The sequence below is a fragment of the Modestobacter sp. VKM Ac-2985 genome, assembly GCF_026967925.1.
Lineage (GTDB): Bacteria > Actinomycetota > Actinomycetes > Mycobacteriales > Geodermatophilaceae > Modestobacter.
The window spans coordinates 56,384-75,358 of the sequence record NZ_JAPVBI010000002.1 but is presented as its reverse complement, the minus strand read 5'-3'; the positions used below and the strand labels follow the sequence as shown (position 1 = coordinate 75,358).

General features: G+C 74.4%; 19 protein-coding genes. 5 read left to right on the top strand and 14 right to left on the bottom strand.

All coding sequences use genetic code 11. The features are described from left to right. Positions 1 to 106 precede the first annotated feature (106 nt). Positions 107 to 616, top strand: coding sequence for a hemerythrin domain-containing protein (locus O2V61_RS09540; RefSeq protein ID WP_269183077.1), 510 nt, complete (start codon positions 107 to 109; stop codon positions 614 to 616). 55 nt (positions 617 to 671) lie between these two features. Here O2V61_RS09540 and O2V61_RS09535 read toward each other — a convergent pair whose 3' ends face one another. The 11 genes from O2V61_RS09535 to O2V61_RS09485 all read right to left on the bottom strand — a co-directional run bounded on the left by O2V61_RS09535 (position 672) and on the right by O2V61_RS09485 (position 11,937). Further along, positions 672 to 3,107 (bottom strand): FAD-dependent oxidoreductase, encoded by a 2,436-nt coding sequence (locus tag O2V61_RS09535; RefSeq protein ID WP_269183076.1) that lies wholly within the window; start codon positions 3,105 to 3,107, stop codon positions 672 to 674. Then, complete coding sequence (locus tag O2V61_RS09530; RefSeq protein ID WP_269183075.1) at positions 3,104 to 4,345, bottom strand: beta-ketoacyl synthase N-terminal-like domain-containing protein; 1,242 nt, start codon at positions 4,343 to 4,345, stop codon at positions 3,104 to 3,106. The genes O2V61_RS09535 and O2V61_RS09530 overlap by 4 nt, the downstream gene beginning before the upstream one ends. Continuing rightward, a complete protein-coding gene (locus O2V61_RS09525; RefSeq protein ID WP_269183074.1) occupies positions 4,342 to 5,634 on the bottom strand; it encodes a beta-ketoacyl-[acyl-carrier-protein] synthase family protein in 1,293 nt (430 codons plus the stop codon). The genes O2V61_RS09530 and O2V61_RS09525 overlap by 4 nt, the downstream gene beginning before the upstream one ends. Next, a complete protein-coding gene (locus tag O2V61_RS09520) occupies positions 5,631 to 6,062 on the bottom strand; it encodes a cupin domain-containing protein (RefSeq protein WP_269183073.1) in 432 nt (143 codons plus the stop codon). The genes O2V61_RS09525 and O2V61_RS09520 overlap by 4 nt, the downstream gene beginning before the upstream one ends. Continuing rightward, entirely contained in the window at positions 6,059 to 7,033 is a 975-nt protein-coding gene (locus O2V61_RS09515) for an ACP S-malonyltransferase (protein ID WP_269183072.1), read from the bottom strand. The genes O2V61_RS09520 and O2V61_RS09515 overlap by 4 nt, the downstream gene beginning before the upstream one ends. Continuing rightward, positions 7,030 to 7,524 carry an SRPBCC family protein gene (locus O2V61_RS09510; RefSeq protein ID WP_269183071.1) on the bottom strand — a complete coding sequence of 165 codons (495 nt, stop codon included), beginning with the start codon at positions 7,522 to 7,524 and terminating at the stop codon, positions 7,030 to 7,032. The genes O2V61_RS09515 and O2V61_RS09510 overlap by 4 nt, the downstream gene beginning before the upstream one ends. A gap of 61 nt (positions 7,525 to 7,585) precedes the next feature. Beyond that, complete coding sequence (locus O2V61_RS09505; protein WP_269183070.1) at positions 7,586 to 7,840, bottom strand: acyl carrier protein; 255 nt, start codon at positions 7,838 to 7,840, stop codon at positions 7,586 to 7,588. Beyond that, on the bottom strand, positions 7,807 to 9,327 hold the full coding sequence (locus O2V61_RS09500) for an acetyl-CoA carboxylase biotin carboxylase subunit (RefSeq protein ID WP_269183069.1): 1,521 nt from the start codon (positions 9,325 to 9,327) through the stop codon (positions 7,807 to 7,809). Before O2V61_RS09500 ends, O2V61_RS09505 begins: the two co-directional genes overlap by 34 nt. Next, positions 9,324 to 9,854, bottom strand: coding sequence for an acetyl-CoA carboxylase biotin carboxyl carrier protein (locus O2V61_RS09495; RefSeq protein ID WP_269183068.1), 531 nt, complete (start codon positions 9,852 to 9,854; stop codon positions 9,324 to 9,326). Before O2V61_RS09495 ends, O2V61_RS09500 begins: the two co-directional genes overlap by 4 nt. Next, entirely contained in the window at positions 9,851 to 11,578 is a 1,728-nt protein-coding gene (gene accA / locus O2V61_RS09490) for an acetyl-CoA carboxylase carboxyltransferase subunit alpha/beta (RefSeq protein ID WP_269183067.1), read from the bottom strand. Before accA ends, O2V61_RS09495 begins: the two co-directional genes overlap by 4 nt. Positions 11,579 to 11,610: 32 nt before the next feature. Next, positions 11,611 to 11,937: a TcmI family type II polyketide cyclase gene (locus tag O2V61_RS09485; protein ID WP_269183066.1), complete on the bottom strand. Its 327-nt coding sequence runs from the start codon at positions 11,935 to 11,937 to the stop codon at positions 11,611 to 11,613. Positions 11,938 to 12,312: 375 nt separating this feature from the next. Here O2V61_RS09485 and O2V61_RS09480 point away from each other — a divergent pair, with 375 nt between their 5' ends. Together O2V61_RS09480 and O2V61_RS09475 are read left to right on the top strand one after the other, a co-directional pair. Beyond that, positions 12,313 to 13,023, top strand: coding sequence for a LuxR C-terminal-related transcriptional regulator (locus O2V61_RS09480; protein ID WP_269183065.1), 711 nt, complete (start codon positions 12,313 to 12,315; stop codon positions 13,021 to 13,023). Positions 13,024 to 13,159: 136 nt separating this feature from the next. Next, on the top strand, positions 13,160 to 13,975 hold the full coding sequence (locus O2V61_RS09475) for a response regulator transcription factor (protein WP_269183064.1): 816 nt from the start codon (positions 13,160 to 13,162) through the stop codon (positions 13,973 to 13,975). 50 nt (positions 13,976 to 14,025) lie between these two features. Here O2V61_RS09475 and O2V61_RS09470 read toward each other — a convergent pair whose 3' ends face one another. Both O2V61_RS09470 and O2V61_RS09465 read right to left on the bottom strand, forming a co-directional pair. Further along, positions 14,026 to 14,982: an ABC transporter permease subunit gene (locus tag O2V61_RS09470; RefSeq protein WP_269183063.1), complete on the bottom strand. Its 957-nt coding sequence runs from the start codon at positions 14,980 to 14,982 to the stop codon at positions 14,026 to 14,028. Next, positions 14,979 to 15,992, bottom strand: coding sequence for an ABC transporter ATP-binding protein (locus O2V61_RS09465; protein WP_269183062.1), 1,014 nt, complete (start codon positions 15,990 to 15,992; stop codon positions 14,979 to 14,981). The genes O2V61_RS09470 and O2V61_RS09465 overlap by 4 nt, the downstream gene beginning before the upstream one ends. Positions 15,993 to 16,327: 335 nt before the next feature. Between O2V61_RS09465 and O2V61_RS09460 the strand changes: the two genes are divergently transcribed. Next, entirely contained in the window at positions 16,328 to 17,605 is a 1,278-nt protein-coding gene (locus O2V61_RS09460; protein WP_269183061.1) for a right-handed parallel beta-helix repeat-containing protein, read from the top strand. Between the two features lie 106 nt (positions 17,606 to 17,711). Next, positions 17,712 to 18,086 carry a VOC family protein gene (locus O2V61_RS09455; protein WP_269183060.1) on the top strand — a complete coding sequence of 125 codons (375 nt, stop codon included), beginning with the start codon at positions 17,712 to 17,714 and terminating at the stop codon, positions 18,084 to 18,086. A gap of 18 nt (positions 18,087 to 18,104) precedes the next feature. Here O2V61_RS09455 and O2V61_RS09450 read toward each other — a convergent pair whose 3' ends face one another. Beyond that, a complete protein-coding gene (locus O2V61_RS09450; RefSeq protein ID WP_269183059.1) occupies positions 18,105 to 18,941 on the bottom strand; it encodes a dienelactone hydrolase family protein in 837 nt (278 codons plus the stop codon). Between the last annotated feature and the right edge of the window lie 34 nt (positions 18,942 to 18,975).

Sequence of the window (18,975 nt, the reverse complement as noted above, 5' to 3'; positions counted from 1 at the left end):
CTGAGATACCTCGACCGGAAGACGTCGACCGACGAACGTCGTCCTGCTCGTCAGTTCGACCGGCGGACGGCGCATCCCGACCGGTCGCCCGGGGCAACGAGCCACCATGGACATCACCGAGATCATCCTGGAGCAGCACCACCAGCAGCGGCGCATGTTCGCGCTGCTCGACGAGATGCCGCGCGGTGACAACGAGGCGCTGGGCGCCATGTGGGACCGGCTGGCCGCCTTCCTCGAGGTGCACGCCGAGGGTGAGGAGAAGTACTTCTACCCGCAGGTGCTCGAGCTGGGGAAGGGCAACCCGGACGGCGGCGTGCACGACGAGGTCGAGGACGCGGTCTCCGACCACAACGAGATCCGGGACGCCGTCCGGAAGACCCAGGACCACCGGGTCGGCAGCGACGAGTGGTGGACGGCGGTGTGGGAGGCGCGCAAGGCAAACGACGACCACATGGCCGAGGAGGAGCGGGAGGACCTGCTCGACTTCCGGCACCACGCCGACCTGCAGGTCCGGCACGACATCGCCGTGCAGTTCCTGACCTACGAGGCCACGCATCCCGTCGGCGTCCCGATCCGGGACAAGGACCCGGAGGAGTACATCGCCGCGAACAGCTGACCGGTGTCGGCGGCGGGGGACCCCGCACGGCGCGCGCCGCGCGGGGCCATGGACCTCAGCCGGCGAACACCCCCGCCAGGTGCTCGCGCAGGGCCGGCTCGCTGACCGGCCGGGTGCGGAAGCCGACGTGCCCGTCGGGCCGCACCAGGTAGGCCGCCGTCCCCGCCCCGCCCGTGCCGTAGGCGGCGGCGAACGCACCCCGCGCATCCCGCAGGACCGGCAGGTCGACCAGCGGCGGGACGGCGACGTCCGGACCGGCGACCAGGTAGGGGCGCACCTGGCCCCCGGTCGACCGCCGGACCGACGCGGCCAGCTCCTCCAGCGCGCGCAGCTCGTCGGCGCCGGCTCCGTCCCCGGCGGTCAGCAGCAGCGTGGCGTGCGTGCCCCGGGTGAGGTCGAACAGCCGCAGGTCGTGCGCGACCCCGAACCGGCGCAGCCCGAGCACGTCGGGTGCCCGGTGCCCGGGCTGCGGCCCGCCGGTGAACCCGGCCGGGCCGGTGACCTCCCCGACCAGCGGGCTGTCGGCGTAGTTCATCGTCATCTGCATCTCGAGCAGGAACTGCGCCCGCTCGTCGTCCATGTCCATCTCGTCGGTGAACGCGACGGCCACGGCGCGGTCGACGATGGCCTTGCCGGCGGGCCGGCGCTCGGCCTCGTAGCTGTCCAGCAGCCCGGGGGCGCCCTGCCCGCGGACGGCCAGGGCCATCTTCCAGGCCAGGTTCCAGGCGTCCTGGATGCCGGTGTTCATGCCCTGGCCCCCGGCCGGCGGGTGCAGGTGCGCGGCGTCCCCGGCGACGAAGACCCGGCCGGTGCGGTACCGGTCGACGATGCCGTGCTTGACCCGGAAGATCGACGACCAGCGCAGGTTGCTCGCCGTCGTCCCGGCCGGGCCGAGGTCGTCGATCGCGGCCTGGATGTCGGCCAGCCCCGGCGGGTCGTACTCCTTCCAGAACCCGGGCGGCACGACCCCGCTGCCGATCGTCTTCTGCAGCCGCTGCGGGGCCAGCGTCGCCACCCGGTACCGGTTGTGGCCCTTGAGCGGCACGCACACCAGCATCCCGGTGAAGTCGCCGTCCTCCTCGATCCGCACCCAGCGCACCAGGTGCCCCGGCGGCATCTCCCAGTCGACGTCGACGTCCCCGAGCATGAACAGCTGCGGGAACATCGACAGGCCGCCGTCGAAGGTGAGCCCCAGCTGCTCCCGGACGACGCTGCCGGACCCGTCGGCGCCGATCAGGTACTGCGCGCGGGTGCTGGACCGGTTCCCGGCGGCGTCGACGAGCTCGGCGGTGACGCCGTCGTCGTCCTGGGTGAAGCCGGCGAGCTCGACCCCCCGGTCCACCGGGACGCCGAGGGAGGTCAGCCGGTCGATGAGGATCCGCTCGGTCTCGTACTGCGGGAGCCCGAGGTGGGCGTAGGGCAGCTCCTCCAACCCGGACCAGTCGACCTGGTGGGTCTGCTTCCCGTTGACGAACACCGTCTGCCCGTGCAGCCAGCTGCCGGCGTCCATCGCCTCCGTGACGATGCCCTGGTCCTCCCAGATCTCCATCGTCCGGCAGTGCACGCCGATGGCCTTGTCCGCCTGGGTCGCGGGCCCGCTGCGCTTGTCCAGCACGCGGACGGCGATGCCCCGCCGGGCCAGCTCGATCGCCGCGGTCAGCCCGGTCGGTCCCGCGCCGACCACCAGCACCTCGCACGCCGTGCGGGTGGGGGCGGCCACCGGCGGGGTGACCGCGGCGACCGCCGGCTCGGGCCGGGGCGCCGGCACGCCGGTGGCGGCGGGCGCCGCTGCCGGGGCCGGGGCGGGCGCCGTGGCCCGGACTCCGCGGACCCCGGCCTCCTGCGGGCGGAAGCGGATCTCGTACAGCTTCCGCTCGAAGAAGACCGACAGCCAGCGGATCAGCGGACCGCTCTGGTCGGCGTGCGAGGGGTCGTCCACCCAGTTGCGGAAGTCCTGGTCGGACTCCCACTCGGCGAAGATGTGGAAGATGTCCGAGCCCGGTTCCCGGAGCAGCTCCTCCCGGATCAGACCGGGCGTGCCGCGCAGCCGGTCGGTGACGATCGCGTACGCCCGCTCGAACGCCTCCTCCTCCCCGGGCGCGACCCGCGTGCTGATGTCGACGCGGACGTGCGAGGCCTGCTCGCCGCCGGTGACCCCGTACCGGATCTCGTAGGTGCTGCGGTCGGCGTCCTCCCGCAGGTCCCGCAGCGCCGCGGTCAGCGCCTCCCGCGCGGCGGACCGGCCGAAGGAGTCCACCGCCGCCCGGTCGACCCACTCACCCACGACCACGAAGGTCCGCGGGTCGTTGGCGTCCCGCATCAGCTCCTGCCGGAGGTTGCCCGGTTCCCTGGCGATCTGGACCGCTGCCGTGCGCCACGCCTCCTCGAACTGCTCCTCGCACCCCTCCCGCACCCGCATCCGCAGCAGCGTGCGCACCGCGCCGCCCTGCTCGGCGGCGGTGGCCGTGGTCGGGTCCTCCAACGTCGTCATGACGTCCTCTCCTCGGTGGGGCGGCGCAGGACCAGGCTGCTGTTGAAGCCGCCGAACCCGCGGGCGAGGACGACGACCGTCTCGACCTGCTGGGCCCGGCTGTGCTGGACGAGGTCGAGGCCGGGGGCGTCGACCGGGTCGTCGAGGTACGCGGTGCCGGGCACGATCCCGTCCCGCATGGCGAGCAGGGCGGTGGCGACGTTGAGCGCCGAGCCGCCGGCCATCAGCCGTCCGGTCCAGGACGACGGCGCGGTCACCGGGACCGGCCGGGACCGCGCGCCGAAGACCCGCTGCAGCGCCTCGAGCTCGAGGGCGTCCAGCTCCGGTACGCCGGCCCCGTCGGCGAGGACCAGGTCCACGTCCTCGGGGGTGATCCCGGCGTCGGCGAGGGAGAGCTGGATGGCCCGGGCGTACTGCCGGGCGTCGGGTGCGGCGTCGGCGTGGTGGTGCGCATCGTGCGTGGCACCGTGGCCGGCCACCTCCCCCCACACCCGTTCCACCCCGCGGGCCCGGGCGGCGCCGGGCTCCTCGACCAGCAGGATCGCCCCGCCCTCGCCGAGGACGTGGCCCGAGGCCCGCCGGTCGAACGGCTTGTACGCGTCCTCGGGGGCCGTCGCCGTGGAGAGCCGGCCGCTGGTCGCCTGGCAGAGCAGGGCGTACGGGGTCACGCCGGCCTCGGTGCCGCCGACCAGCACGGCCGGGGTGCCGCGACGGACGACGCGGCGGGCCCAGCCGATGCTGTCCAGCCCGCCCGCCCCCTCGCTGACCACGACGCCGGAGGGCCCCTTGTAGCCGTCCCGGATGGAGATCTGGCCGGTGCTGGCCGCGTAGAACCAGGCGATCGACTGGTACGCGCCGACCGACTTGGGTCCCTTGGCCCACAGCCCCTGGATCTCGTGCTGGCTGAACTCGTTGCCGCCGGAGCCCGCGGCCAGGAACACCGAGGTCGCGTAGGCGTCCTCCGGCGCGGTGTACCCGGCGTCCTGCGCGGCGAGGGTGGCCGCCGCCAGCGACATCCACGTCCACCGGTCGGTCTGCACCATCAGCCGGGGGTCGACGTGGTCGGCGGGCACGAAGTCGGTCACCTGCCCGGCGAGGGAGACGCCGTACTGCGCCGGGTCGAAGCCGACGATCGGCCGGATGGCCGGCTCGCCGCGCACCAGGGAGGACCAGTGCGCCTCCACGCCCACGCCGGTCGGCGCGACCACGCCGATCCCGGTCACCACCAGTTCGGTCATGGGGTCCTCCTCGTCGGGTGGGCGAGCACGATCGCGGACTGGAAGCCGCCGAACCCGCTGCCCACCGACAGCGCGACGTCGACCTTCTGCTCCCGGGCGGTGTTGGGCACGTAGTCCAGGTCGCACTCGGGGTCGGGAACCGCGTAGTTGGCCGTCGGCGGCACCACCCCGCGCTGCACCGCGAGCGCGGTGGCGGCGATCTCGATCGAGCCGATCGCGCCCAGCGAGTGGCCGATCATCGACTTGATCGAGCTCATCGAGACCCGTTGGGCGGTCGGGCCGAGGCTCAGCTTCACCGCGGCCGTCTCGTGCCGGTCGTTCTGCTTGGTCCCCGAGCCGTGCGCGTTGACGTAGCCCACCTCGTCGGCGTCGATCCGGCCCTGGTCCAGCGCCAGCCGGATGGCCTCGGCCATCTCGACCCCGTCGGGGCGCAGCCCGGTCATGTGGTGGGCGTTGCACCGGTTGGCGTAGCCGCTGACCTCGCAGTAGACGTCCGCCCCCCGCCGGCGGGCGTGCTCGAGCTCCTCCAGCACCAGCACCGCGGAGCCCTCGCCCATCACGAACCCGTCCCGGCGGGCGTCGAACGGCCGGGCGGCGTGCGCCGGGTCGTCGTTGTTGCCGGTCGTGGCCCGGATGGTGTCGAAGCAGGCCATCGAGATCGGGGAGATCGGGGCGTCGCTGGCCCCGGCGATGACGATGTCGGCGTCGCCGTCCTCGATCAGCTGGCTGCCGTAGCCGACCGCGTCGATGCCCGACGTGCAGCCGGTGGAGACCACGGTCGCCGGCCCGCAGGCGCCGAAGCGCACCGCCAGCTCGGTGGCCCCGCAGCTGGGCACCAGGGCGTGGTGCAGGAACCTCGAGGCGTACTGCGGGTCGACCAGCCAGTGCGCGCCGGCGTCGCTGACCGCGACGTACTCGTTCTCCAGCCGCATGGTGGCGCCGACCGCACTGCCGAGGACGACGCCCACCCGGTCGGGATCGGGGGCGTCCAGGGCACCGCTGCCCAGCCCCAGCCCGCTGTCGGTGACCGCCTCGTCGGCGGCGACCATCGCCATCTGCACGAAGCGGTCGTTGCGGAACACCTCGTGCGCGGTCAGGCCCTGCGCGCGACCGTCGAAGTCGACCTCGGCGGCGACCTGGGAGCGGAAGCGGCTGGGGTCGAAGAAGGTGATCCGCCGGGTCGCCGTCCGGCCGGCGGTGATCATCTCCCAGAAGCCCTCACGGCCCATCGACCCGGGCGCGACGACACCGATCCCGGTGATGACCACCCGGCGCCCGGTGGTGCTCACCGGACGCCCATGGAACCCGGCGAGGGCTCGGTGTCGACGTGGCCGAGCTCCGGGCGCGGGGCCAGCGGGCCGGCCAGGAAGACGAAGAACGCCGGCTCCACGCCGTCGTTGACGATGCGGTGCCGGACGCCGATCGGGATGTGCAGCGCCGACTCGCCGCCCAGCCGGCGCTCCTCGCCGTCCAGCGTGACCAGCACGTCGCCGGAGACGCAGTAGAGGAACTCCTCGGAGTACGGGTGCCAGTGCTCGGTCACCACCTCGCCCGGCTCCATGGTGAGCGTGCCCATGAACCCGGCGGTGGCGCCCACGCTGGTCGGCGAGAGCAGCACCCGGATGTCACCGCCGCGGCGGCGGTTGGGGGCGGCGTCGGACCGGGACACGGTGGGCCCGCAGCGCACCTTGGTCGTGGGGTGCTGGATGGTGGTCATCTCTCTCCTCTGCTGGGCGCAGCGCCGGTGAGCGCGTGTGCGGGACGTGCGGGCGGGTCGGGCAGGCCCGGTCCGGTGGCCAGGTGGACCGGGAGGTCGGGGTGGACCTGGCGGATGAGCGGGCCCAGGGTCGGGACGGCGCCGACCTCGACGACCCAGGTCGCGCCGGCCTCCTCCACCAGGGCGTGTGCGGTGGCCTCCCACTGCACCGGCGACGTCAGGTGCCGGTGCAGGCAGCCGGCCAGGTGTTCCGGGTCGCGGGAGGGCCGGGCGTCGACGTTGGACAGGACGGGCACGTCCGGGACGGACCAGTCCAGCTCGTCGAACGAGTCGGTGAGGCGGGCGGCGATCGACTGCATGAGCGGGCCGTGGCCGGCGGCCCGACCCGGCAGCCGGACCAGGTCCAGGCCGGCGGCGAGGACGGCCTCCCGGGCATGGGCCAGCTCCGGGCACCAGCCGGAGAGCACCACCTGGGCCGGGCCGTCGTGGGCGGCGATCGCCAGACCCGAGGTGCCCCCCAGGTCGGCGATCACCGCGCGGGCGACGTCGCCGGCCCCCGGCCCCACGACCGCGGCCATCCCGGCGGTGGACGGACGGGGCGAGTGCGCCAGCATCTCGGCCCGGCAGTCGACGAGGTCGACCACCTGGTCCAGGCGCAGGGCGCCGGCGGCCACCAGGGCCGCGTACTCGCCGACGCCGTGCCCGGCCACGGCGACCGCCCGCAGCCCGGCACGCGCCAGGCTGCGGGCGCCCGCCACCCCGACCACGAGGGAGGCCAGGTGCGCCACCGCCGGGTCGTGGAGGTTCAGCGGGTCGCCCCACCACTCGACGACGTCCCGACCGAGGACGTCGGAGGCCTCGGCCACGACGTCCCGGGCGGCCGGGTCGGGCAGCCAGGCCTCCAGGGCACCGGGTGCGGTGGTCCACTCGCCCGGGAGGACGAGGGCCGCCCCGGTGCGGGGGCCGGTCACCGAGCAGGCTCCGGATGCCGTGCTGCCGCCTCCACCTTGTCCCGGATGATCGCCATCTGGACCTTGCTGTTCGCGTCGATCCGCTCGGTCATGCCCGCGGTGTCGATGGGGGCCTCCGGGCGCATCCGGAAGTCCTGCACCCACTGCATCCGGGTGCCGGTGCCCTCCGGGGCGTAGCTCCACCGGATGTCCATGAACTCGAAGGGACCGGGCTCGACGCGGTGGGCCACCACCTCGTGCCGGGCCTCGTCGAGGGTCCGTTCGGAGACCCAGCTCCAGACCCGGCCGCTCTCGTCGGGGTGCATCTTGAGCCGGAACCGGAAGGTCGAGCCGGTGTGCGCGAGCACCTCCACCTCGGCGTACTCGGTGAACAGGTCCGGCCAGGACGGCAGGTCGTTGGTCATCCGCCACACGTGGTCGATGTCGGCGTCGATGAAGATCGAGTTGTCGGTGTGGCCGACGGTCCGACCGGTGTTCTCGGGAGTGCTCATCTGGGTCCTCCGGTTGTCGATGGGGTGTGACGGCGGGGTCCGGGGAGGGACGGGGCCGGCGTCAGGCCGGCTGGGACTGGGCCGCGGAGACCTTCTCGACGATGTCGCCGAGCGTGTAGCGCTCCGCGTCGTCGTCGGGCATCTCGGTGCCGAAGCGGTCGTGCAGCTCCGTCTGCATCGAGAGGAAGGCCAGCGAGTCCAGCCCGATGTCGGAGAAGTGGGCGTCGGGGTCGGTGGTGCGCGACTCCGGCGGGAGACCGGCCTTCTCCGACAGCAGGTCCATCAGGTCGTCGAGGGTGAACGGGGTGTCGGACATGGCGGTGTTCCTTCCTGGGACGGTGCCGGGGCGGGAGCCTCCGGCCGGTGCTGCTCGGGGGCCGGGACGAGTTGCAGGGGGCCGTGCGGGACGGGGAGCCCGGTGGCCGAGCTCTCCACGAGGGCGGCTGCCTGCACGAGGAGGTCGGGCAGGGCACGGTCGAGGAACTCGATGTCGTGGCGGTCGGCGCACACGTCGGGGTGGCGCAGCAGGGCCCGGTGCAGGTCGACGGTGGTGCGCAGGCCGGGGCCCTCGACCCGCAGCTCGGCCAGCGCCCGGTCCATCCGCCGGATCGCCTGGTCGCGGTCGGGCGCCCAGACGATGAGCTTGCCGAGCAGCGAGTCGTAGTGCGGGCTGACGTCGTCGCCCTGGCGGTAACCGGTGTCGAACCGCGTCCACGGGCCGCCCGGCGGGCGCAGCACGTCGAGGTGACCGGGTGCCGGGGCGAAGCCGCGGGTCGGGTCCTCGGCGTTGATCCGGCACTCGATCGCGGCCCCGCGCGGGACGACGTCCTCCTGCCGCAGCTGGAGCCGCCGGCCGCCGGCGACCAGCAGCTGCTCGCGGACCAGGTCGACGCCGGTGAGCATCTCGGTGACCGGGTGCTCGACCTGGATCCGTGCGTTCATCTCCATGAAGTACGCGCCCGCCGCGTCGACGAGGAACTCGACGGTGCCGGCCCCGGTGAAGCCGACCGAGAGCGCGCCCTGCACGGCCAGGGCCCCCAGCTCCTCCCGCTGCTCGAGCGAGAGGTGACCGGCCGGGCCCTCCTCCAGCAGCTTCTGGTGCCGCCGCTGGAGCGAGCAGTCCCGCTCGCCGAGCGAGACGCCCGAGCCGTGCGCGTCGCAGAGGACCTGGACCTCCACGTGCCGGGCCCGGGTCAGGTAGCGCTCCACGTAGACGGTGGCGTCGCGGAAGACGGCCCGGGCGACCGCCCGGGTGCTGGTGTAGGCCTCGGCGAAGTCCGCCGGGTCGGTCACCACGGTCATCCCGCGGCCACCTCCGCCGGCGACGGCCTTGATGATCACCGGGTAGCCGATCGCGTCGGCGATGGCGCGGCCCTCGTCCGCCGTCCGGACGGGCTCGACGACCCCGGGCAGCAGCGGCAGGCCGGCGTCGGTCATCAGCCGCCGGGCGGTGGCCTTGTTGCCCATCTGCTGCATGACCTCCGGCGGCGGGCCGACGAAGGTGAGCCCCTCCTTCTCGCAGATCTCGGCGAAGTCGGGGTCCTCGGAGAGGAAGCCGTACCCGGGGTGCACGGCGTCCGCGCCGGTGCGCAGGGCCGCCTCGATCAGGTTGGGCATGTGCAGGTAGCTGTGTCGCGGCGCAGCCGGGCCGATGTGGACGGACTCGTCGGCCATCTCCACGACCGCGGAACCCCGGTCGGGGGTGGAGCAGGCAGCGACCACCTCGATGCCGAGCTCCCGGCAGGCGCGGGCGATCCGGACGGCGATCTCGCCGCGGTTGGCGATGAGCAGCCGGCTGATCACCGGGGCCCCCCGTCGCAGCGCAGGTACATCAGCACCTGCCCGTACTCCACCGACTCCGCGTCCCCGGCGACGACCTGGGCGACCACGCCCGGCTCGTCGGCCACGATCGGGTTCATCAGCTTCATCGCCTCGACGATCCCGAGCGTCTGTCCGGCCTCGACCTCGTCGCCGACCTGGACGAACGGCCCGGCGTCCGGTGCGGGGCAGGTGTAGAACGTGCCGACCAGGGGCGCGTGGACGGCGGTGAGGTCCGCCGGGACCTCCGGGTCGGCGGAGGGGTCGGCCGCGAGGGTGAGACCGCGCTGGCCGGGGACGCCGGGCGTGTCGACCGCCGCGTGGTCCTCGGCCGCCCACTCGACCTCGATGGAGCTGTCCCCGCTGCGCACGGTGAGCCGGCGCAGCCCCGCGGGCAGGGTCCGGGCCAGGTGCAGCACGTCCTCGCGCAGCGAGCGGACCGCGTCGTCCTCCCCGGCCGGCGGGCCGGGCACCTCGGCTCGCTGGGCGAGCTCCCCGGGGCGCACGGTCACCGCTCCACCGGCAGGACGGGCTGCAGGGCCCGCACCGGCCGGCCGTCGTCGACGTCGATCCGGGAGAACCGTCGCGACCGGGCCGCGAGCAGGGTCTCGACGTCCTGGCCGGCGAGCTCGTCCAGCTCCCGGCGGACCGCGGCGCGGAGCAGCCTCGCCGCCGCGGCGGGGTCGGTGTGGGCGCCGCCCGGGGGCTCGGCGACCACGGAGGTGGCGATGCCGGACCGGTACAGGTGGGCCGCACCGAGCCGCATGGCCCGGGCTGCGGTCGGTGCTGCGGTGGCCGTCCGCCACAGGATGGCGGCGCAGCCCTCGGGGCTGATCACCGACAGGTAGGCGTTCTCCAGCACCAGCAGCCGGTCGGAGGTGCACAGGGCCAGCGCGCCGCCGCTGCCGCCCTCCCCGGTCACCACCGAGACCACCGGCACGCGCAGCCGGCTGCTGCGCATGATGATCTCGGCGATCGCGTGGGACTGGCCGTGCTCCTCCGCCTCCGGGCCCGGGTGGGCGCCGGGGGTGTCGACCAGCGTCACCACGGGCAGCGAGTGCGTCTCCGCGTGCCCGAGCAGCCTCAGCGCCTTGCGGTACCCCTCCGGGTGCGGCATCCCGAACTCGTGGGCCACCCGTTCGCGGACCGAGTGGCCCTTCTCGTGGCCGAGGACGACGACGGAGTGCCCGCCGATCGAGGCCACGCCGCCGATCAGGGCAGGGTCGTCGCCGAAGGCGCGGTCGCCGTGCAGCTCGACGAAGTCGTCGAAGGCGGTGTGCAGGTAGTCCAGGGTGGTCGGCCGCTCGACCACCCTGGCCCGCTGGACGACCTCCCACGGGTCGCTGTCCAGCGGCGGCGTGTCGTCGGCGGCGGCGGCCGGCTCGTCGTCAGGCACCCCGCGTGGCCGGTCCGGCGCGTGCAGGGCCAGCAGCCGGGCGAGCAGCGGACGCAGCTCGGCCCGGCTCTCCACCCGGTCCACCAGGCCGTGTGCCAGCAGGAACTCCGCGGTCTGGAAGTCGCTGGGGAGCTCGGCGCGGATCGTCTCCTGCACGACCCGCGGGCCGGCGAAGCCCACGTGCGCACCGCGCTCCCCGACGAGGACCGAGGCGAGGGTGGCGAAGGACGCGGACACGCCCCCGTAGGTCGGGTCGGTGAGCACGCAGACCGAGAACAGCCCCGCCTCGCGGAGCCGGCCGAAGGCCTCGCTCACCCGGGCCATCTGGAAGAGCGAGAAGACGCCCTCCTGCATCCGGGCCCCGCCGCTGGCGCACACGGCCACCAGGGGCAGGCCGCGCTCGAGCGCCAGGGCTGCGGCGCCGCTCACCCGGCGCCCGACCTCCACGCCCATGCTGCCGCCGAGGAAGCCGAAGTCCATGACGGCCAGGGCCGCGGGGGCGCCACCGATCGTGGCCACCCCCACGACGACCGCCTCGGACTCCCCGGAACGGTGCGCGGCGTCCCTCAGCCGGTCGGGGTAGGCACGCAGGTCGGTGAAGTCGAGCGGGTCCCCGTCGCGCTGCGGGAACACCGTCTCGGTGAAGCTGCCGGGGTCGACGAGCTGGTCGATGCGAGCCCGGGCGCCGAGCCGGAGGTGCGCGTCGCACTCCGGGCAGACGTGCAGCTCACGCTCGAGGCGCTTGCGGTACAGCAGCCACCCGCAGGCGGGGCAGGAGGTCCAGTCCGCCGGTACCCGGGGTGCGGGCACCCCGGGCGTGGTCATCGAGGAACGTGTCATGTCGGCCTCTCAACCGTGTGCTGCCGCTCGCCTCACTCGGGCGAGGACGTCCAGTGGTAGAAGCGGCGGGCCATCGCGTCCTGCGGTGAGCGCCAGGTGGGGCTGTACGCCTCGATGTAGGGCTTCAGGTCCTCGCTCACGGCGCGGAAGGCCGGCAGCGACTGGGCGACCTGCATCGAGTCCGCCGGGGGGCGGTCGAAGCCGATCAGGTGCACGTAGAGACCGTGGAACTGGAAGAGCGACCGGTGTCGCACCCCGATCTCGTGCGGCATCGACGTCGCGTCGTAGCGCCCGAAGACGGCGGCCACGTCGTCGGCGTCGGCCGGGTCCATCTTCGCGATGATCATCGTCTCGTGCACGGTTGCTCCTACGGCGTCGGGACCGGACGAACGAGACGAACGCTAGGGCGGCGGCGGGTGCTCGGGCATCGGCCGGACGGGCGGTTCCGGAGGCGCGTCCCGGGGTGGGGGAGGGGGGGCACCTCGTCCGGAGGGAGGGCGCCGGTGCCCGCCGGACGCGCGGGGTGGCCCACCCGCCGTCGGTCACCCCCGCCGCCCGGAGCAGGCACGGAGCGCGCCCCGGAGCGCAGGGACCACGACCCGGGTATGAACCGGCGGGGCATTCGGCCCGGACGCGCCCAAGGCGGTGGCGCTCACCGTGCGTCATCCCCTAACTTCCGAGACCGGTGGTGTCCAGGCGACCACTCCCGCCCGTCACGAGCGGAGTTGACAGGGATGACCGGCGACTCGTTCGCAGGCACGGCACAGGAGGTGCTGTCCGGGAGCGATGGCGTCCCCTTCCGGGTGCTGATCTGCGACGACCACGAGGTGCTGCGGCAGGGGCTGCGCGCGGTGCTGCTCCGGGCGACGGACCTGCGCGTGGTGGCCGACGCCGGCTCGGCGGTCGATGCGCTGGCCCTCGCCGCCCGGCTCCGGCCCGACGTCACCGTGGTCGGGCTGGGTGCGTGGGGGCCGGTCGTGGCCGAGCTCGTGCGGTCGTTGAGCGGCCTGGGGGTGCGGGTGATCCTGCTGGGTGAGCCCGGGTCGGGCGGCGACCTGGTCGACGCGTTGCAGGCCGGTGCGTGCGGCTACGTGCACACCACGGTCAGCCCGCAGCGCCTCGTCGACGGGGTGCGTGCGGTCGCCCAGGGCGAGGTCGTGCTGGACGCGGCCGCCACCGGTGAGCTGCTGCACCGGCTCGACGACGCCCCGCGGCACGCCGACGGTTCGCGGGCGTCGTCCGTCGGGGCGCTGACCGGGCGGCAGATGGCCGTGTCCCGGCTGGTCGCCGAGGGCCTGACGAACGCGGAGATCGCCGAGCGGCTCGAGGTCAGCCGGGCGACCGTCAAGGGGCACATCACCGTGGCGCTGCGTCGGCTGGGGCTGCGCGACCGCACCCAGCTGGCGATCCACTTCCACCGCACGGCCGGCGACCTACAGGCCTGAGCGCGGGCTGTGAGTTCCGTGGACAGAAATCGACACGAGCACTCAATTGTCCGTTACCGTTCTGTCACCGCAGCTCCCGCCGACTCGTCGGGGAGGTCAGGGGGCGCTCGTTGCGGCAGCAACAGGGGGAGTCCGCATGAACCTCGCCGAACCAGGGGCCGATCCGGGGCACGCCGATGCACGCCTCCGCCCGGCCGAGCCGCCGAGCGCCCGGGCCCTGCTGCACGACGTGGCGCTCGGGCCGGCTCCCGCACCGCCCCGCTCCGACCTCCGGCCCTGTGCGCATCGACCGCCCCGGCCCCTGGTGCGGGTGCTGCTCTGCGAGGACCAGGAGGTCTTCCGCCTCGGGCTCCGCACGGTCTTCGAGGCGCAGCCCGACATCGCGGTCGTCGCCGAGACCGCTGACCTGGCGGAGGTGCTGGCGGCCGCTGACGGCCCCGGGAGCCGGGTCGTCGTCGTCCGGCAGAGCCTGGTGGGCAGCGCCGCGCTGCCGGTGCTCCGCGAGCTGTGCCAGCGCGGGATCGGTGTGCTCGTGCTCGCCGAGGCGAACGGCGGGAGCCGGACCAGCCTGATGGACGTCCTGCAGTGCGGGGTCCGCGGCTTCCTGCCGCGCCGCGCAGCCGCGCAGCGGCTGGTCGAGGCGGTGCGCGCGCTCGCTCGCCAGGAGCCCGCCCTCGACGCCGCCGTGACCAGTCAGCTCGTGCGGCAGCTGACCGGGGAGGTGCCGCGGCCCACCGCGGTGGCCCGGGCCCTCGACCGGCTGACCGAGCGTCAGCGGGAGGTGGCCGAGCTCGTGGCGCAGGGGCTGAGCAACGAGGAGATCGCCGGGCGGTTGTTCCTCAGCTCGGCGACGGTGAAGAGCCACCTGACGGCGGTGATGCGCCGGCTCGACGTCCGGACCCGGACGCAGCTGGCCATCCTGGTCAACCGGGACCACGCCCCGGCCGCCTGAGCACGGGACCTGCCCTCCCCCCGCGCACGGGAGGAGGGCAGGTCCCGTGCTCAGACGACGTCCCGCCGGGTCAGCAGCAGTGCGGTCAGCACGGTGAACAGCACGAGGAACCCGGCCAGCACCCCGGCGGCCTGGGCCCCGTCGACGATCGCCGCCACCCCGGGTGTGCGGAGGGTCGCGCCGTCCCCGGCGAGTGCGGCGACCAGCGAACCCGCGTTGACCCCGGGCAACGCGGCCTGGGCGGTGTCGAAGGCCCCGAGCAGCGGCGCGGCGACGTTCACGATCAGGTTCTCCACGGCCAGCACCCAGACCAGCCCCAGCGCGATCGGCAGGGCAGTGCTGCGGAGCGCGTGCCCGAGCAGCAGTCCCAGCGACCCCCAGGTGGCCGCGATCAGCAGGCCGCCGCCGAGTCCCCGCAGCAACCGGCCGACGGTCGGCCAGTCGGCGGTGGCCGACTCACCGGCGGCGATCGCCCCGCTCGCCAGGGCGGTCAGCCCGAAGCTCACCAGGACGGCCACGGCCAGCACGACGAGCAGGGCCAGCAGCTGGGCCGCCAGCACCTGGAGTCGGCGGGGGCCCTGACCGAGCAGCGTCTTCAGGGTGCCCCAGCCGTACTCGCTGCCGGCCAGCAGGGCACCGAGGGTCAGCAGGAGCGCCCCGCCGAACAGCGGCAGCCCGGAGAGCGAGTTCAGCACCAGCTGGTCGGGCAGCATGCTCGCCAGGACGGCCTCCGGCGGGAGTCCCTCGAAGGTGGCGCCGCGCTGGTAGCTGACGAAGGGGATGACCGTGCTGAACACCAGTTGCAGCGCGGGCCAGAGCCCGACCAGCACCCAGGTCGCCGGTCGCCGCAGCAGCTTGGTCAGCTCGGCCCCGGTCATGGCCCCGAGCGACCCCGCCGTCCGGCCCGTCGGCTCCGTGCGCCGCCCGGCCTCGGCCGTCCCGCGGGCGGGCCCCGCAGGCTCCGGCGTCCCGCTCCCGGTGCCCTCGGTCTCCGTCGTCGTGCTCACCGCTCCGCTCCTCTCCGGGACAGCCGCCCGGTCCGCTGCGCCGGAGGACCGTCCGGATCGGGGCCGGCGGCGACCAGTTCCGACCCGGTCATCTCCAGGAACACCGCCTCGAGGGTCTGCGCCTCCTGGCGGAGCCCGGACACCTCGACGTCGGCCAGCACCAGCGCCCGGTTGATCCGGGCGGCGTCCTCCGGCCCGGCCTGGGCGTGCACGGCCCCGCCGACGACGGAGACCCGTTCCGGGCCGAGCAGCCGGGTGGTGATCGCCGCGGCCTCGTCCAGGGGCTCGGCCTCGATCACCAGGCGATGGAGACCGAGGAGCTCACCGACGCTGCTCTCGACGACCAGCCGGCCCGAGGAGATCACCGCCACCCGGTCGCACACCTGCTCGACCTCCCCGAGGAGGTGGCTGGACAGCAGCACGGTGTGGCCGTCGGCGGAGAGCCGGCGGAGCAGGGCCCGCATGTCGGAGATGCCCGCGGGGTCCAGCCCGTTCGTCGGTTCGTCCAGGACGACGAGCTCCGGGTCCTTGAGCAGCGCCGAGGCGACGCCCAGCCGCTGCTTCATGCCCAGGGAGTAGGTGCTGTAGCGGTCGCGGGCACGGTCGGTCAGGTCGACCGTCCTCAGCACGGTGTCGACCCGACCGGCGGGTGCCCCGGCGTAGCGGGCCAGCACCCGGAGGTTCTCCCGGCCGGAGAGGTACGGGTAGAAGCCGGGGCCCTCGATCAGCGCGCCGACGCCGGACGACGCCGCCCCGGCCGGCCGGCCCAGCACCAACGCCGTCCCGCTGGTCGGGCGCACCAGTCCGAGGAGGGCGCGCAGGGTGGTCGTCTTGCCCGCCCCGTTGGGGCCGAGGAAGCCGTACACCTCCCCGCGGCGCACGGTGAGGGAGAGGTCGTCGACGACGGTGCGCGACCCGTAGCGCTTCGTCAGGCCGGCGATCACCACCACCTCGTCAGCGGGGCGGGGCTCGACGGGTGGCCGCACACCGACGGCCTGCGCTGGGGGCATGGCGGGACTGTGCTCCCAGCGCCTGCCCGCTGTCGACGGCGACCCGGGGTCGATCCGCAAATCCCTCGGCGGGCGGCAGACCTGGGGTGCGCGCCACAACCAAGGCCTACGACCCGGGACGCGTCCGGGACACGACCTCGGTCGGGGGTCGACTCCGCCGCCGGTCGGGATGTGCCACCTCGGGTGGGTGGGAGTTGTCGACCCGCGGCGTCTGGGCGCGGTGCGGTGCGTCATCGATGGTTGTCCTCGCCTCGGGACCGATGCGGGACCGGGACGTCGGAGTGGGCGCCGCACCGGCGCGGCTCACCAGTGCGGTTCCTTCCAGGAGGGCGAGAATGAGAAGCACCAGCACAGCCAGGGCAGACCGGACCAGCTGGCAGACCCGCGGCCGGACGATCGTCCTGGCGGCGGCACTGACCATCGGAGCCCTGCCCGTGGGAACCGCCGCCGCGGGCGGCCCCAGCACCCTCGTGGTGCGGCCTGGCGAGTCGATCCAGGCGGCGGTCGACCGGGCGTCCTCCGGGGACACCATCAAGATCGCGGCCGGCACCTACCAGGAGGCCGTCTGCGTCGAGGGCAAGGGCCTCACGATCGTCGGGGCCGGCCCCAACACCACGCTGATCACCTGGCCGGAGTGGGGCCAGGGCGCACCGCTGCCGGAGGTCGCGCCCAACGCCTGCTGGGAGGCGCACGAGGCCACGGACGCCGAGGGCGACCCCGGCACCCTCGCCGACGACGTCTCCGGGATCTTCTTCCTCAACCCGGACAGCCCGGTCAGTGTCGCCAAGCTGGGCACCCGCAACCACCCGGCCAGCGGGATCCTCGGCTGGCAGGCCCACGGCTTCACCGTCAAGGCCACCTCCGGCATCGGCCACGAGCGGTACGGCGTGCTCGCCTCGGCGTCCACCGACATCACGATCGCCGGCAACGTCGAGAAGGGCGTCGACCGGGGCGCTCCCTGGTTCTCCGGCACCGCCGGGATCGGGATCGGCGACTCCGACGGTGCGAACGCCCGGGTCACCGCCAACTACGTCGAGGGCTTCAACCTCGGCATCTTCGTCCGCGAGTCGCGCGGCGGCTCCATCGTCGCCAACAAGGTGACCGGCAACTGCGTCGGCGTGCTCTTCTTCGACGACGCGGTCACCGAGGTCCCGGACAACACCCGGCAGGTCCAGGGCGGTGACTTCACGATCAAGGGCAACGCCTCGATCGCCAACAACCGGTACTGCATCGCCGGGCGCGGCGGCGAGCAGCTGGTCTCCGGGGTCGGGATGTCGATCACCAACGCGGACTCGGTGCGGGTCGTCGGCAACCTGATCAAGGGCAACCGTCCGGTCGTCCCGGCCGGTGCGGAGCCGGTCAACTACCCGGCCGGTGGGCTGACGCTGGTCAGCTTCGCCCCGCCGCCGGGCACCCTGCCGCCGGGCGTCGAGGGGCCGGGGCTCGTGGAGAACATCGAGGTCACGTCGAACCGGATCCTGGACAACCAGCCGGTCGACATCTGGGTGACCCGGCCGATCCCGAACACGCTGCTGCAGGAGGCGGGCCCGGGGATCACCTTCCGGGGCAACAACTGCCGGGTGAGCGACCCGGCGGGCATCTGCGCCCGCTGACGAGCGCACCGTGCGAGGCCCCCTCCCGAACGGGAGGGGGCCTCGTGCTCGTGATGGCGGGCCGCCGCCCTGGTGAGCTGGACCGATCGACCCCGAGGAGGCTGCCGTGCCCGACCGACCGCGGATGACGTTGACCGCCACCGTGCTCGACACCCCGGACCCGCGCGGGCTGGCGCGCTTCTACGCGACGCTGCTCGGCTGGCCGATCGCCGCCGACGACCCCGAGTGGGCCACGCTGCGCCCGGGCGGTCCGGGTCTGTCGTTCCAGCTGGAGGCCGACCACGTGCCCCCGGTCTGGCCGGCCGGCCCCGGGGACCCGCGGATGCAGGCGCACCTGGACATCGCCGTCGACGACCTGGACGCCGCGGTGCAGTTCGCCTGTTCCCTGGGTGCGACCGTCGCGGAGTTCCAGCCGCAGGCCGACGTGCGGGTGCTGCTGGACCCGGCCGGCCACCCGTTCTGCCTCCACCTCCCGGAGTAGGACCGGCCGGGCCTGTCGTCAGTTCGTCCCGGCGCCGACCCGGTCAGCCGGCTGGGTGGCCAGCCGGTCCCGCAGGAAGGCCACCACCTGCTCGCGTGCCTCGTGGGTCGGGTGGCCAGGGGTCTCGACGTCCCGGCTGGTCAGCACCTGGTGCTCGCGCTGGCCGATGCCGGCGTCGTTGCCCGGCCGGTTGTTCAGCGACACCGGCAGCCAGCTGTCGCCGAACGCCGCGCGCAGGGCCCGGAAGCGGTCGCTGGGGGAGGCGGCGTCCTCGCTGAACCGCAGGCCCATCAGGCACAGGCCCTCGCTCGTGACCCGTCGCTGGACGGCCTCGCGTTCCCGGTCGGACATGCCCACGTCGCGGCGGCGCCCCGGGGTGAGGGGCAGCGGCGTCGACGGTTGGCTGGCGACGGGCGCGAGCACGGCCGGCTCGGCGGCGGAGGCCAGCGCGAAGCCCCCGCTGAAGCACATGCCGATGACCCCGACGCCCGGCCCGCCCACCCGGTCGTGCACCCGACGGGCCACGGCGCGGACGTACTCGGCCACCGGCCGGTCGGCCCGCTTGGCGAAGGCGCGGAACTCCCGGCTGATGCAGGCCCCGGCGAAGCTGCGTGCCGCGTACCCGGGGCTCATCGGCCGGCCCGGGTCACCGAACAGCTCCACGACGGTGACGGTGAAGCCGGCGCCGACCAGGTGGTCGGCGAGGCCCAGCACCTCCGGCGTCAGGCCCGGTACCTCGGGCAGCAGCACCACGCCCGGCCCGGAGCCGCGCGTGTACAGGGTGTGGGTGATGCCGGCGTTGGTGAAGGGCTCGGGGGCCCAGCCGGCCAGGACGGCGGATGACGACTCTGTCATCGGCTGATCGTGGAGCACGGAGGCCGATCGGTCG